At 44.4% G+C, this 13,833-nt stretch carries 13 protein-coding genes; all 13 read left to right on the forward strand.

Annotation, left to right across the window (positions count from 1 at the left end):
* Window positions 1–135: 135 nt before the first annotated feature.
* The 13 genes from MHI08_RS07385 to pyrE all read left to right on the forward strand — a co-directional run bounded on the left by MHI08_RS07385 (window position 136) and on the right by pyrE (window position 13,816).
* Window positions 136–510 (forward strand): hypothetical protein, encoded by a 375-nt coding sequence (locus MHI08_RS07385; protein ID WP_024424237.1) that lies wholly within the window; start codon window positions 136–138, stop codon window positions 508–510.
* Between the two features lie 94 nt (window positions 511–604).
* Window positions 605–1,072 (forward strand): signal peptidase II, encoded by a 468-nt coding sequence (gene lspA, locus MHI08_RS07390; protein ID WP_024424236.1) that lies wholly within the window; start codon window positions 605–607, stop codon window positions 1,070–1,072.
* Window positions 1,069–1,983 (forward strand): RluA family pseudouridine synthase, encoded by a 915-nt coding sequence (locus tag MHI08_RS07395; RefSeq protein WP_024426940.1) that lies wholly within the window; start codon window positions 1,069–1,071, stop codon window positions 1,981–1,983. Before lspA ends, MHI08_RS07395 begins: the two co-directional genes overlap by 4 nt.
* A 170-nt stretch (window positions 1,984–2,153) precedes the next feature.
* On the forward strand, window positions 2,154–2,696 hold the full coding sequence (gene pyrR / locus MHI08_RS07400) for a bifunctional pyr operon transcriptional regulator/uracil phosphoribosyltransferase PyrR (protein WP_024424234.1): 543 nt from the start codon (window positions 2,154–2,156) through the stop codon (window positions 2,694–2,696).
* 155 nt (window positions 2,697–2,851) lie between these two features.
* On the forward strand, window positions 2,852–4,180 hold the full coding sequence (locus MHI08_RS07405; protein WP_025092549.1) for a solute carrier family 23 protein: 1,329 nt from the start codon (window positions 2,852–2,854) through the stop codon (window positions 4,178–4,180).
* Window positions 4,181–4,310: 130 nt separating this feature from the next.
* Window positions 4,311–5,234 (forward strand): aspartate carbamoyltransferase catalytic subunit, encoded by a 924-nt coding sequence (locus tag MHI08_RS07410; protein WP_342500122.1) that lies wholly within the window; start codon window positions 4,311–4,313, stop codon window positions 5,232–5,234.
* Window positions 5,218–6,504: a dihydroorotase gene (locus MHI08_RS07415; RefSeq protein ID WP_342500123.1), complete on the forward strand. Its 1,287-nt coding sequence runs from the start codon at window positions 5,218–5,220 to the stop codon at window positions 6,502–6,504. Before MHI08_RS07410 ends, MHI08_RS07415 begins: the two co-directional genes overlap by 17 nt.
* Complete coding sequence (locus MHI08_RS07420; protein ID WP_024424230.1) at window positions 6,501–7,595, forward strand: carbamoyl phosphate synthase small subunit; 1,095 nt, start codon at window positions 6,501–6,503, stop codon at window positions 7,593–7,595. Before MHI08_RS07415 ends, MHI08_RS07420 begins: the two co-directional genes overlap by 4 nt.
* A complete protein-coding gene (gene carB / locus MHI08_RS07425; RefSeq protein WP_034623677.1) occupies window positions 7,580–10,795 on the forward strand; it encodes a carbamoyl-phosphate synthase (glutamine-hydrolyzing) large subunit in 3,216 nt (1,071 codons plus the stop codon). The genes MHI08_RS07420 and carB overlap by 16 nt, the downstream gene beginning before the upstream one ends.
* Window positions 10,792–11,568, forward strand: a complete 777-nt coding sequence (locus MHI08_RS07430) for a dihydroorotate dehydrogenase electron transfer subunit (RefSeq protein WP_176967438.1) — start codon at window positions 10,792–10,794, stop codon at window positions 11,566–11,568. Before carB ends, MHI08_RS07430 begins: the two co-directional genes overlap by 4 nt.
* Window positions 11,562–12,494 (forward strand): dihydroorotate dehydrogenase, encoded by a 933-nt coding sequence (locus MHI08_RS07435; protein ID WP_024426944.1) that lies wholly within the window; start codon window positions 11,562–11,564, stop codon window positions 12,492–12,494. The genes MHI08_RS07430 and MHI08_RS07435 overlap by 7 nt, the downstream gene beginning before the upstream one ends.
* Window positions 12,466–13,170 (forward strand): orotidine-5'-phosphate decarboxylase, encoded by a 705-nt coding sequence (pyrF, locus tag MHI08_RS07440; protein WP_034623676.1) that lies wholly within the window; start codon window positions 12,466–12,468, stop codon window positions 13,168–13,170. Before MHI08_RS07435 ends, pyrF begins: the two co-directional genes overlap by 29 nt.
* 7 nt (window positions 13,171–13,177) lie before the next feature.
* Window positions 13,178–13,816: an orotate phosphoribosyltransferase gene (gene pyrE, locus MHI08_RS07445; RefSeq protein WP_034623674.1), complete on the forward strand. Its 639-nt coding sequence runs from the start codon at window positions 13,178–13,180 to the stop codon at window positions 13,814–13,816.
* Window positions 13,817–13,833: the final 17 nt, after the last annotated feature.

Consider the following 13,833-nt stretch of genomic DNA (forward strand, 5'->3'; position numbering starts at 1 on the left):
CCGTCATATGCGGGGCGTTTTCTTTTATGAGAAAATGACAGCGTTTAGAACGAAAGGAAAAATCTTATGGCTTTAAAGTGACCAGGCGGGGCAACAATATGATTATCACGACAGGGCAGGAGTTGAAATAGCGACATGAATGGCGATCTAGAGACGATTTACACGGAACTCCTTCAAATGAAAGAAGAGCTGCAATCTAAACTGTTTGAATACGCATCATTTCGTTCACCCGCTGAGCATGTCACATTGAATGAGGTCAAAACGACCACGCTTCTTTATCACATCAAAGAAGAGCTGCAAGATGTGTCTCTCGCTATTGCAAAAATCGAACAAGGAACCTATGGCATATGTGAGGCAACAGGAGATGTGATTCCGCTTGAACAAATGAGTATTCTTCCTACCGCCCGCACGGCTGACGACTTTTTATATCATAAGCAATACGAGAAAAAAGCATTCACTCCTTATCCTTACGAATCAAATGATTCTCATTTTGAAGCCTTCCACATGTAGGGAGGTTTTTGTCTGTCAACTAAAGTTTCTTTACTCCTTCCTGTTTTCTTGATAAAATGCTTAAAGATCAAAGTATGAAGATGGAGGAACGTGTGTGTTCTATTACATAATCGCATTCGTTATCATTTGTTTAGACCAATTAACAAAATGGCTCATTGTCAAAAATATGATGCTCGGTGATTCTGTTCCAGTCATTGATGGCTTCTTTTATATCACGTCTCACCGAAATTCAGGAGCCGCATGGGGAATTCTCCAAGGGCAAATGTGGTTTTTCTATGTGATCACACTCGTTGTTATTGCGGGAATTGTTTATTACTTACAAAAACATGGACAAAAGGACAAGCTGCTGGGAGTAGCGCTGGCCTTAATGCTTGGCGGAGCAATCGGAAACTTTATCGACCGTATTTTCCGTCAGGAAGTGGTTGATTTTGCTCATTTCGTATTTGGGGATTATCACTACCCAATCTTTAATATTGCAGATTCTTCTCTTTGTGTAGGGGTTATTCTGCTCTTCATTCAAATGCTGTTAGATGGAAAGAAAAATAAGGAGTCAACTACATGAATCAAGTAAATATTGCCGTTTCAGAAGAACAAACGAGTGAACGGCTAGATAAATTTCTAAGCACGACAGAACCAGAATGGTCAAGAACCCAAGTCCAGCAATGGGTAAAAGATGGGCTGATCGAAGTAAACGGGAAACAAGTAAAGGCCAATTACAAAGTACAAGCTGGAGATCAAATCAAAGTGGAGATCCCAGATCCGGAAGCCCTAGATGTAGAAGCAGAACCAATGGATCTTGATATTTATTATGAGGATGCAGATGTGTTAGTCGTAAATAAACCACGAGGAATGGTCGTTCATCCAGCGCCGGGTCATGTGTCAGGAACACTTGTAAATGGACTGATGGCACATTGCAAAGACTTATCAGGGATTAACGGTGTGATGCGTCCTGGAATTGTCCACCGAATTGATAAAGATACGTCTGGGCTGTTAATGGTCGCTAAAAACGATATGGCACATGAGTCACTCGTCAATCAGCTGGTGGCTAAAACTGTCACAAGAAAGTATACGGCTGTTGTCCACGGTATTATCCAGCATGATACAGGCACAATTGATGCACCAATTGGCAGAGACAAAAAAGACCGCCAAAGCATGACGGTCACAAAAGAAAATGCAAAACAAGCCGTTACTCACTTTGATGTGATTGAACGCTTTAAAGACTTCACAGTTGTCGAATGCCGCCTTGAAACAGGAAGAACACACCAAATTCGTGTTCATATGAAATATATCGGCTACCCTCTTGCAGGAGATCCGAAATATGGGCCGAGAAAAACAGTCGATTTTAATGGACAGCTGCTGCATGCAGGTGTTTTAGGATTTGATCATCCTAGAACAGGAGAATATATCGAGTTCACAGCACCAATTCCAGCTGATATGCAAGCCTTTATCGATTCATTAAGAAATAACGATTGACAGGCCGTTCTTTTTTTGAAATAATAAACGAAGAAATTGAGATTCTTTAAAACAGTCCAGAGAGGCTGAGAAGGATAACGGATCAATTTGTGCACGCATATGCACAAATGAACGCCCCTCTCTGCCCTTTGCAGAAGGGGCTTTTTATTTGTCAAAAAGAGGTGTAAAAGATGGAACAAAAAGCAGTCATTCTTGATGAACAAGCGATCAGACGAGCGCTTACCCGAATTGCACATGAAATGATTGAGCGCAACAAAGGGATGAAGGATGTCATCCTTGCCGGGATCAAGACAAGAGGCATACATCTTGCAAAGCGCCTTGCAGAGCGCATCGAGCAAATTGAAGGGAATCCTGTCACTGTAGGTGAACTTGATATTACGCTATACCGTGATGACCTGACAAAAAAGACAGACAACCAAGACCCGCTTGTAAAGGGTGCAGACATACCAGCTGACATTAATGACAAAACACTTATTGTTGTTGACGATGTCCTGTTTACAGGCAGAACCGTCAGAGCAGCTATGGATGCCCTTGTGGATGTAGGAAGACCATCTTCCATTCAGCTGGCTGTGCTCGTTGACCGGGGACACCGGGAGCTGCCGATCCGAGCGGATTATATCGGGAAAAACATCCCGACTTCAAAAGCAGAGACAGTCATGGTTCAGCTCAATGAAGTAGATCAAAACGACCTTGTCGCTATATATGAAAAATAACCTTTTTAAATGCATTCCAGAGAGTTTGCAAAGAGGGCAATAACAGAGAAATCGAGCACACGGCCAACATGACGTGTCCGGTTTATCTAGGCCTCTTTGCGTATACTCGCAAAGAGGCTTTTTTAATGAAAAAGGACACATCTAGGAGGAAAATCATGAGTCAGCAAAAAGCCAATTTAGGCATTCGAGATATCCCAAAACCATTCACATGGCTGTCACTTAGCCTGCAGCATTTGTTTGCGATGTTTGGTGCGACCATTCTTGTACCAAAAATCATTGATATGAGTCCAGCCGTAGCGCTCATCTCAAGCGGTGTGGGAACGATTGTTTACTTAATCATCACAAGAGGACAAATTCCGGCGTATCTTGGATCGTCCTTTGCCTTCATCGCCCCCATACTGAATGTGAAAGCAACGGGCGGCCCTGGAGCCGCAATGGTTGGCGCCTTCATGGCGGGTGTCGCTTATGCACTCATCGCCCTATTCATTAAATGGCTCGGCACAGGCTGGCTGATGAAGCTTCTGCCGCCGGTGGTCGTAGGACCAGTCATTATGGTCATCGGACTCGGACTTGCTGGAACAGCGGTCAACATGGCGATGTATGTTGATCCGAATGCAACCGAGCTTGTTTACAGCCTCAAGCACTTAATGGTCGCTGGCTTCACACTGGCTGTCACCATTATCAGTATGATTTTCCTAAGAGGATTCCTTAGCTTAATCCCAGTATTAATCGGCATCATCAGCGGCTATCTCTTTGCCTTAACACAAGGCATCGTGAACTTCCAGCCGGTCATTGACGCAAAATGGTTTGCTGTACCAGACTTCGTTGTGCCATTTGTCGACTATACACCTGCTGTGACCTTAAGCATTCTCACAGTGATGGTGCCGGTAGCCTTTGTCACAATGTCTGAGCATATCGGCCACCAAGTGGTGTTAAGTAAGGTCGTAGGACAAGATTTTATTAAAAAACCAGGTCTTCACCGTTCCATTTTAGGAGACAGTGCGGCGACGATCTTCGCTTCACTTATTGGCGGACCACCAACAACAACTTATGGAGAGAACATTGGCGTACTAGCCATCACAAGAGTGTTCAGTATCTTCGTCATCGGCGGAGCAGCCGTGTTTGCGATCTGCTTCGGTTTTGTAGGAAAAATTTCAGCATTAATCAGTACAGTGCCGTCCGCGGTGATGGGAGGCGTTTCGTTCCTGCTCTTTGGAATCATTGCTTCAAGCGGCCTGAGAATTCTGATTGATCATAAAGTGAATTTTGAAGAAAAGCGTAATCTCATTATCGCATCAGTCATCCTAGTCATTGGGATTGGCGGGGCATTCATTGAGGTGAAACAAATCAATCTCACCCTATCTGGAATGGCACTTGCTGCAATTACGGGTGTCCTGTTAAATCTGATCCTGCCGCATCAAAAAGCAGAAGATGACAACTCAAATGAATCAAATACAGAAAACCTTTTAAAAGAAGTCCAGTGAGGCTGACAAGGGTTCTAAATGGAGCAGAATGCACGAAGGTGCCGCTGCTTCTTTTGGAGAACCCTAAGCTGCCGAGGCTTAGGGTTTTTTTGAACCTGAAAGTGATGAAAAACTAGAGGGGGAAGAAAAAATGAATGATTTATCGACAATGAGCAGCTTATCAAAAGAAGAGATTTTACAGCTGATTGAAGAAGCAGCTGCACTCAAAAAGGGGAAACAAGAACATGGATTAGCCGGAGAATTTGTGGCAAACCTTTTCTTTGAACCAAGCACAAGAACACGTTTTAGCTTTGAAGTTGCAGAGAAGAAATTAGGGATGAATGTCCTGAGCTTAGATGCAGCAAGCACCTCCGTTCAAAAAGGCGAAACACTTTACGATACGGTAAAAACACTGGAATCGATCGGAGTAAAGGCATGTGTGATCAGAGACAGCACAGATGAATATTATAACGAGCTGATTGGGAAGGTTGGAATTCCCATCATCAATGCAGGAGATGGCTGCGGGCAGCATCCAACCCAATCACTGCTTGACCTCATGACCATCTTTGAAGAGTTTGGCGGCTTTGAAGGCTTAACGATTTCGATTCATGGAGACATCAAACATAGCAGGGTGGCAAGATCAAATGCTGAGGTTCTCTCAAGGCTGGGAGCGACAGTCCTCTTTTCAGGGCCTGCCCCCTTCCAGGATGAACAAAACCCTCACGGAACGTATGTCCAAGTAGATGAAGCCATCGCACAATCTGATGTGGTGATGCTACTTAGAATCCAGCATGAACGGCACGCTGAAAAAATGGGCAGTGAAGATTACTTATCAACTTATGGATTAACAGTAGACAGAGCAAACAAAATGAAAGAACGAGCGATTATTATGCATCCAGCACCAGTAAACAGAGGTGTTGAAATAGATGATTCATTAGTAGAGTCCAAGCAGTCAAGGATTTTCAAACAAATGGAAAATGGTGTTTATATCCGAATGGCTGTATTAAAAAGAGCTTTTCAAAATAGCACACTACATCAAAAAGGGAGAGATTCTGTCTATGTCATATCTCATTAAAAACGGGTTTATCTTAACAAGCACAGGTGAAAGAGTGCAGCAGGATATTAGGGTAAAAGGAAAAGTGATTCAAGCGATTGGTCACCTAGAAAGAGAAGACGGAGAAGAGGTTATTGATGCAGCAGGGCTATTTGTGTCACCGGGCTTGATCGATCTGCATGTGCATTTAAGAGAGCCAGGCGGAGAGAAAAAGGAAACGATTGAAACAGGCTCTAAAGCAGCCGCAAGAGGCGGATATACGACGATTGCAGCGATGCCGAATACAAGGCCGGTTCCAGATACAAAAGAGCAAATGGAATGGCTGATGAATCGAATCGAAAAGACCTCATCTGTGAGAGTGCTGCCATACGCCTCCATCACAACGAGACAAATTGGGGAAGAGATGACGGATTTTGCAGCACTAAAAGAAGCAGGCGCCTTTGCTTTTACAGATGACGGTGTCGGCATCCAAACAGCAGGCATGATGTACGAAGCGATGAAACAGGCAGCAAGTCTTGATCAAGCGATTGTGGCGCACTGTGAAGATAACTCGCTCATTTACGGCGGGTGCGTTCATGAAGGAGAATTTTCAAAAGCAAATGGGTTAAACGGAATACCGTCCATTTGTGAATCGGTGCATATTGCAAGAGATGTTCTTTTAGCAGAAGCAGCGAACTGTCATTATCATGTATGTCATATCAGTACGAAAGAATCTGTGCGGGTCGTACGCGATGCAAAAAAAGCAGGCATCCGTGTGACGGCTGAGGTGTCACCGCATCACCTGCTGTTGTGTGATACGGACATTCCAGGTCTTGATACAAATTATAAAATGAACCCGCCGCTCAGAGGAAAAGAGGATCGCGAGGCATTGATCGAGGGACTGTTAGATGGAACGATTGATTTCATCGCAACAGACCATGCGCCGCATACAGAAGAAGAAAAGAACGAAACCATGCAGCGTGCCCCGTTTGGAATTGTGGGACTTGAAACAGCGTTCCCGCTTCTGTATACACGATTTGTCAAAACAGGCGAATGGACATTAAAAGAACTCGTTGATTATATGACAATCAAACCAGCTGAAGCATTTTCTCTTCCATACGGAAAGCTTGAAGAAGGGCACATAGCTGATATCACACTTATTGATTTAAACAAAGAAATGGCAATCGATAAAAAAAGCTTCTTATCTAAAGGGCAAAATACACCGTTTGACAAATTGACTGTATCAGGATGGCCGGTCATGACACTTGCATCTGGGAAAGTCGTTTATGAAGAGGGGAGACTAGTAAAATGAAGAGACGCTTAGTGCTAGAAAACGGAACAGTATTCGAAGGAACAGGCTTTGGCAGCTTAGAACCATCAGTCGGAGAAGTCGTCTTTAATACAGGGATGACGGGCTATCAAGAAATTTTATCTGATCCATCATACTGCGGACAAATTGTCACACTGACTTACCCGCTTATCGGCAACTATGGCATTAACCGTGACGATTTTGAATCGATCACACCGTTTGTGAAAGGGCTGATTGTGAAAGAGCTTTGTGAAAAGCCCTCAAACTGGCGCTCTTCATATTCACTCGATGAATATTTAAAAATGAAAAACATTCCGGGGCTGAGCGGAATCGATACACGGAAGCTGACTAGAATGATTCGAAGTGCAGGGACTTTAAGAGGGGCATTTGCAGGACCTGATGAACAAGTAGAAGACGTTGTCCGCCGCCTTCAAACATTGCAGCTGCCAACAGATCAAGTGAGTCAAGTATCTGTGAAAAATGCGTACCCAAGCCCAGGCAGAGGAAAAAGAATTGTCCTTGTCGATTTCGGCATGAAGCACGGCATTTTGCGCGAGCTCAATAAACGTGACTGCGACGTCATTGTGGTGCCATACAACATCACTGCAGATGAAGTGCTGCAGCTAAAGCCTGATGGCATCATGCTTTCAAACGGACCTGGAGATCCTGTGGATGTACCGGAAGCCGTTGAGATGATTCAGCAATTGATTGGAAAGGTGCCGCTCTTTGGTATATGCCTCGGACATCAATTATTTGCTCTAGCATGCGGTGCAAGCACAGAAAAAATGAAATTTGGCCACAGAGGATCAAACCATCCGGTGAAAGAACTAGCAACTGGCAAGGTGACACTGACGTCTCAAAACCACGGCTACACGGTTAGCAGTATTAACGAAGACGTGCTCGAAGTCACACATATTGCCCTAAACGACAATACGATTGAAGGATTAAAACATAAAGAAGCACCAGCTTTCACTGTTCAGTACCACCCAGAAGCATCACCGGGTCCAGAAGATGCAAACTACTTATTTGACCAGTTCATGGAAATGATTCATACGACTGAGAAAGAAGGGGAAGAAGTATGCCAAAACGCGTAGACATCAAAAAGATTTTAGTAATCGGATCAGGTCCTATCATCATCGGTCAGGCAGCGGAGTTTGACTATGCAGGTACACAGGCTTGCTTAGCGCTAAAAGAAGAGGGCTATGAAGTCGTTCTTGTGAACTCTAACCCTGCGACCATCATGACAGATACAGAAATGGCTGATAAGGTATACATCGAACCACTGACACCAGAATTTTTAACACGAATCATTCGAAAAGAACGCCCTGATGCGATCTTGCCAACACTTGGCGGGCAAACTGGATTAAACCTTGCTGTTGAATTGTCAGAGCTTGGCGTATTAGCTGAATGCGGCGTTGAAGTACTCGGTACAAAGCTGTCAGCCATCCAAAAAGCAGAGGATAGAGATTTATTCCGTAATTTAATGAATGAACTAAATGAGCCAGTACCAGAAAGTGAAATCATTCATAACCTGGAAGAAGCGATGGCGTTTACAGATCAAATCGGTTTCCCTGTCATCGTCAGACCAGCCTATACATTAGGCGGAACAGGCGGCGGAATTTGTACAAACGAGCAAGAACTGAAGGAAATCGTTGAAAACGGTCTGAAGCTAAGCCCAGTCACACAATGCTTACTTGAAAAAAGCATTGCAGGCTTTAAAGAAATTGAATATGAAGTCATGCGAGACAGCGGTGACCATGCAATCGTTGTTTGTAACATGGAAAACTTTGACCCTGTCGGCATCCATACAGGTGACAGTATTGTTGTAGCCCCAAGCCAAACGTTAAGTGACCGTGAATATCAGCTGCTTCGAAATGTGTCGCTTAAGCTGATCCGTGCACTTGGCATTGAAGGCGGCTGTAACGTTCAACTGGCACTTGATCCAAACAGCTTTCAATACTATATCATCGAGGTAAACCCGCGTGTGAGCCGTTCATCTGCGCTTGCGTCAAAAGCGACAGGCTATCCAATTGCCAAATTGGCAGCGAAAATTGCTGTCGGCTTAACGCTTGATGAAATGATGAACCCAGTCACAGGTAAAACCTATGCAGCTTTCGAGCCGGCACTTGACTATATCGTTTCAAAAATACCGCGCTGGCCGTTCGATAAATTTGAATCTGCGAACAGACGTCTTGGTACGCAAATGAAGGCAACTGGTGAAGTCATGGCAATCGGCCGCACATTAGAAGAGTCTCTTCTAAAGGCTGTACGTTCACTTGAAGCCGATGTGCATCACATTGAATTAAAAGATGAAGCAGACATCACAAATGAAGTGCTTGAAAAACGGATTATCAAAGCGGGAGACGAACGATTATTTTATATCGCTGAGGCGCTTAGAAGAGGCTATACAGTCGAACAAATACATGAATTCTCAAAAATTGATTACTTCTTCCTTCATAAGCTGGAAGGTATCATCGCCTTTGAGAAAACATTAAAAGAAAACAAAGGCAATACAGACGTATTAAAAGAAGCGAAAGAAAAAGGCTTCTCAGATATCTACATTAGCCGCGAGTGGAAGATGAACGAAGCGGATGTCTACAAGCTAAGACAAGAAGCAGGCATTGTACCTGTATACAAAATGGTGGATACATGTGCGGCAGAATTTGAATCAGAGACACCTTATTTCTACAGCACGTATGAAGATGAAAATGAATCAGAACGTACAGACAAGAAGAGCGTTATCGTATTAGGTTCAGGTCCTATCCGAATTGGACAAGGGGTTGAATTTGATTATGCGACTGTTCACTCTGTGTGGGCAATTAAACAAGCAGGCTATGAAGCGATCATTATAAACAACAACCCTGAAACGGTCTCAACAGACTTTAGTATTTCAGATAAGCTCTACTTTGAACCACTCACTGTAGAAGATGTCATGCATATCATCGACCTTGAACAGCCTGAAGGAGTCGTCGTTCAGTTCGGTGGACAAACGGCGATCAACCTAGCAGATGAATTATCAAATAGAGGGGTTAAAATTCTTGGAACTTCTCTAGAAGACCTAGACCGCGCAGAAAACCGGGACAAGTTTGAACAAACGTTAGAAACACTCGGCGTGCCCCAGCCGAAAGGGAAAACAGCAACGTCTGTGCCTGAAGCTGTAGCGATTGCCAATCAAATCGGCTACCCAGTCCTTGTCCGTCCTTCCTATGTATTAGGCGGCCGCGCGATGGAAATTGTGTATCAAGAAGCTGAGCTTCTTCACTACATGGAGAATGCGGTGAAGGTCAACCCGCAGCATCCAGTGTTAATTGACAAGTATTTGACAGGAAAAGAAATTGAAGTAGATGCCGTGTCTGATGGAGAAACTGTCGTAATCCCAGGCATTATGGAACACATTGAAAGAGCCGGAGTTCACTCTGGTGACTCGATTGCGGTCTATCCGCCGCAAACATTGTCTGAGGACATCAAAGCAAAGATCGCAGAATACACGATCAAGCTTGCAAAAGGACTCAACATTATTGGGCTTTTGAACATTCAATTTGTCCTATCAAAAGGTGAAGTGTATGTCCTTGAAGTGAACCCGAGATCAAGCCGGACGGTACCTTTCTTAAGTAAAATTACAGGCATTCCGATGGCAAATCTTGCGACAAAAGTCATCTTAGGAGACAAGCTCAAAAATTATGGCTACGAAGAAGGGCTTCACACAGAGCAAGAAGGAGTGTACGTTAAAGTCCCAGTCTTCTCTTTTGCTAAATTAAGAAGAGTCGATATTACACTCGGACCTGAAATGAAATCAACAGGTGAAGTCATGGGGAAAGATGTCACGATCGAAAAAGCCCTTTATAAAGGATTGATTGCATCAGGCATCCAAATCCCTAATGACGGAACAGTGCTTCTGACAGTGGCTGATAAGGATAAAGAAGAAGGACTTGAGATCGCAAGAAGATTCCATTCGATCGGCTATCATATTTTAGCAACAGAAGGAACGGCGAATTATTTAAAACAAGCCTCCATTCCATCAAGTGTGGTCGGCAAAATTGGAGAAGAAGGCAAAAATCTCCTTGATGTCATTCGAAACGGGGAAGCCCAATTCGTGATCAACACATTAACAAAAGGAAAACAGCCGGCAAGAGACGGCTTTAGAATTAGACGTGAATCTGTTGAAAACGGAGTGGCTTGCTTAACGTCACTAGATACAGCAGAAGCCATTTTAAGAGTGCTTGAGAGCATGACATTTAGAGCGGATGAAATGCCAGAAGTGAAAACGAATGCTGAGGTGACAGTAACGATATGAAAAAAGCATACTTGACGGTCGTCTCGAACCGAGAGATCGCTGATCATATTTACGAAATGACATTAAAAGGTGACCTTGTGGACTCCTTTCAAACGGCTGGACAATTTCTTCATCTAAAGGTCAGTGAATCGATGACACCGCTGCTGAGAAGACCGATCAGTATTGCCAACATTCATGCCGAGCAAAAAGAAGCAACCATCATTTACCGCGCAGAGGGAGAGGGCACAAAGCTCCTCTCCCAAAAGCGGGAGGGAGAATCAGTCGATGTATTAGGGCCGCTTGGAAACGGGTATGATCCTTCAGTCGTCAAGCCCGGAGAGACGGCATTACTAGTCGGCGGCGGAATTGGCGTACCACCTCTATATGAGCTGTCTAAGCGGTTAACGAAAAAAGGCGTCATCGTAAAGCATGTCCTCGGCTTTCAATCGAAAAAGGATGTATTTTACGAGGAAAAATTTAGAGCACTCGGCGATACGTTTATTGCAACGGTTGATGGCACATACGGTGCTAAAGGCTTTGTAACAGATGTGATAAAAGAGCAAAACCTGAGCTTTGATGTGCTGCTTTCCTGTGGTCCAACACCTATGCTAAAAGCGCTGAAAGACACGTATCCTGATAAGCCTGTCTACATTTCGATGGAAGAACGAATGGGCTGCGGAATTGGTGCCTGCTTTGCATGTGTCTGTCATACCGATCAGCTCGACAAACCTTATGTCAAAGTGTGTCTTGATGGACCTGTTTTTAAAGCAGAGGAGGTGGCATTGTCATGCTAAGCGTTGAGTTACCGGGATTATCTTTAAAGAATCCAATTATCCCTGCATCAGGCTGCTTTGGATTCGGGAGAGAATTTGCATCCTTATATGACCTATCATTGCTGGGCGGTATCATGATCAAAGCCACAACCCTTGAACCGAGATTTGGCAATCCGACTCCAAGGGTTGCTGAGACAGGAGCTGGTATGCTCAATGCAATCGGCCTTCAAAATCCAGGTCTAAAAGGCGTGCTTGAAAATGAATTGCCTTGGCTCGAGCAGTTTGATACGCCTATTATTGCGAATGTTGCTGGCTCACAGGTGGATGATTATGTTGAAGTAGCCAAGCAAATCAGCCAAGCAAAAAATGTTCATGCCCTTGAGCTGAATATTTCTTGCCCAAATGTGAAAACCGGCGGAATCGCCTTTGGTACAGATCCAAATATGGCAGCATCATTGACAAAAGCAGTCAAGAAAGTCTCTTCCGTACCTGTCTATGTCAAGCTGTCACCTAACGTAGCCAATATTGTAGAAATTGCTCAAGCAATTGAAGCTGCTGGAGCGGATGGACTCACCATGATTAACACATTAATTGGGATGCGTTTAGATTTAAAAACGGGGAAACCCATCCTTGCCAATAAAACAGGCGGATTATCAGGACCAGCTGTCAAACCTGTCGCTGTACGTATGGTGCATGAGGTGAGTCAAGCGGTTTCTATTCCGATTATCGGGATGGGCGGAGTGCAAAGTGCTGAAGATGTACTTGAATTTTTACTAGCAGGTGCAAGTGCAGTCGCTGTCGGTACAGCCAATTTTGTGAATCCATTTATTTGCCCGGAAATCATTGAAGAACTGCCAAATGTGTTAGCAGCATATGGTTATTCATCTGTAGAGGAATGTATCGGAAGGAGCTGGAAACATGAAGCACTTGCCCATCATCGCGCTTGATTTTCCATCAGGGCAGGACGCGCTTGCCTTTTTAGATCCCTTTGAAGGGACACCATTATTTGTGAAGGTTGGCATGGAGCTGTTTTACCAAGAAGGACCTGCCATCCTTGATGCGCTGAAAGAAAAAAATTGCCGCATTTTTCTCGATCTAAAATTACATGACATTCCAACAACGGTGCAAAAAGCGATGAACCGGCTTGCCGCACTTGGCGTTGATTTGGTCAATGTGCATGCTGCTGGCGGGAAACGAATGATGCAGGCTGCATTAGAGGGACTTGAAAGCGGGACTCCTGCTGGACAAAGCCGTCCGGGCATTATTGCAGTGACCCAGCTGACTAGTACGTCAGAAGACATGATGAGAAACGAATTACTCATTGACCGTCCGCTGCAAGAGACTGTGATCCGGTACGGACAATTAGCATATGAAAGTGGACTGGACGGTGTTGTTTGCTCTGTTCATGAATCTAAAGCACTTCATGAACATATCTCACCCTCTTTTCTCACTGTAACGCCAGGGATTCGCTTACCGAATGATCAAATCGATGACCAAAAGCGTGTGGCGACACCTGCCTATGCAAAAGAGCAAGGTGTTTCACAAATTGTTGTCGGAAGATCAATCACAAAAGCTGATAAACCATTAGAAGCCTATCATCAAATTTTGAAAGAGTGGGAGTGACTGCCAGATGAAATCAAAAATCGCGAAACATCTATTACAAATCAAAGCGGTCTCATTAAAACCAGACGAACCGTTTACATGGGCGAGCGGTATAAAATCACCGATCTATTGTGATAACCGCCTCACATTATCATATCCAGAAGTCAGACACGACATTGCGGAAGGTCTAAAAGATTTGATTCTCACTCATTTCAAGGGAGCAGAGGTTGTCGCGGGTACTGCAACAGCAGGCATTCCGCATGCGGCATTAGCAGCAGACCGCTTGAACATCCCGATGTGTTATGTCAGAAGTAAGCCGAAAGCACACGGCAAAGGAAATCAAATTGAAGGGGCCGTATCGAAAGGCCAAAAGGTTGTCGTCGTCGAAGACCTTATTTCCACAGGAGGCAGTGTGCTGGAAGTGGTTGCTGCTCTTCAAGCTGAGGGCTGCGAGGTACTAGGAGTTGCCGCAATCTTCACATACGGACTGCCAAAAGCAGCGGCCGCTTTTCAAGAAAAAAATATTCCATATGTCACCCTGACAGACTATGACACATTGACAGACGTGGCACTTGAACTGAAAGCGATTGAGCCGTCTGCGATGAACAAACTAAAACGCTGGAGACAAGACCCTTCCTCTGAAACTTGGATGGAAGAAACGGTCTGAAAAGTCAAAGTCCATCG

It is taken from the genome of Bacillus sp. FSL M7-0791 (assembly GCF_038627085.1).
Lineage (GTDB): Bacteria > Bacillota > Bacilli > Bacillales > Bacillaceae > Bacillus > Bacillus safensis.

Coding starts and splice junctions, on each gene's coding strand:
- carB (WP_034623677.1), top strand. CDS start 7,580: ATGCCAAAACGCGTAGACATCAAAAAGATTTTAGTAATCGGATCAGGT.
- MHI08_RS07405 (WP_025092549.1), top strand. CDS start 2,852: ATGAGTCAGCAAAAAGCCAATTTAGGCATTCGAGATATCCCAAAACCA.
- pyrR (WP_024424234.1), top strand. CDS start 2,154: ATGGAACAAAAAGCAGTCATTCTTGATGAACAAGCGATCAGACGAGCG.
- MHI08_RS07395 (WP_024426940.1), top strand. CDS start 1,069: ATGAATCAAGTAAATATTGCCGTTTCAGAAGAACAAACGAGTGAACGG.
- MHI08_RS07435 (WP_024426944.1), top strand. CDS start 11,562: ATGCTAAGCGTTGAGTTACCGGGATTATCTTTAAAGAATCCAATTATC.
- pyrF (WP_034623676.1), top strand. CDS start 12,466: ATGAAGCACTTGCCCATCATCGCGCTTGATTTTCCATCAGGGCAGGAC.
- MHI08_RS07430 (WP_176967438.1), top strand. CDS start 10,792: ATGAAAAAAGCATACTTGACGGTCGTCTCGAACCGAGAGATCGCTGAT.
- MHI08_RS07410 (WP_342500122.1), top strand. CDS start 4,311: ATGAATGATTTATCGACAATGAGCAGCTTATCAAAAGAAGAGATTTTA.
- MHI08_RS07420 (WP_024424230.1), top strand. CDS start 6,501: ATGAAGAGACGCTTAGTGCTAGAAAACGGAACAGTATTCGAAGGAACA.
- pyrE (WP_034623674.1), top strand. CDS start 13,178: ATGAAATCAAAAATCGCGAAACATCTATTACAAATCAAAGCGGTCTCA.
- MHI08_RS07415 (WP_342500123.1), top strand. CDS start 5,218: ATGTCATATCTCATTAAAAACGGGTTTATCTTAACAAGCACAGGTGAA.
- MHI08_RS07385 (WP_024424237.1), top strand. CDS start 136: ATGAATGGCGATCTAGAGACGATTTACACGGAACTCCTTCAAATGAAA.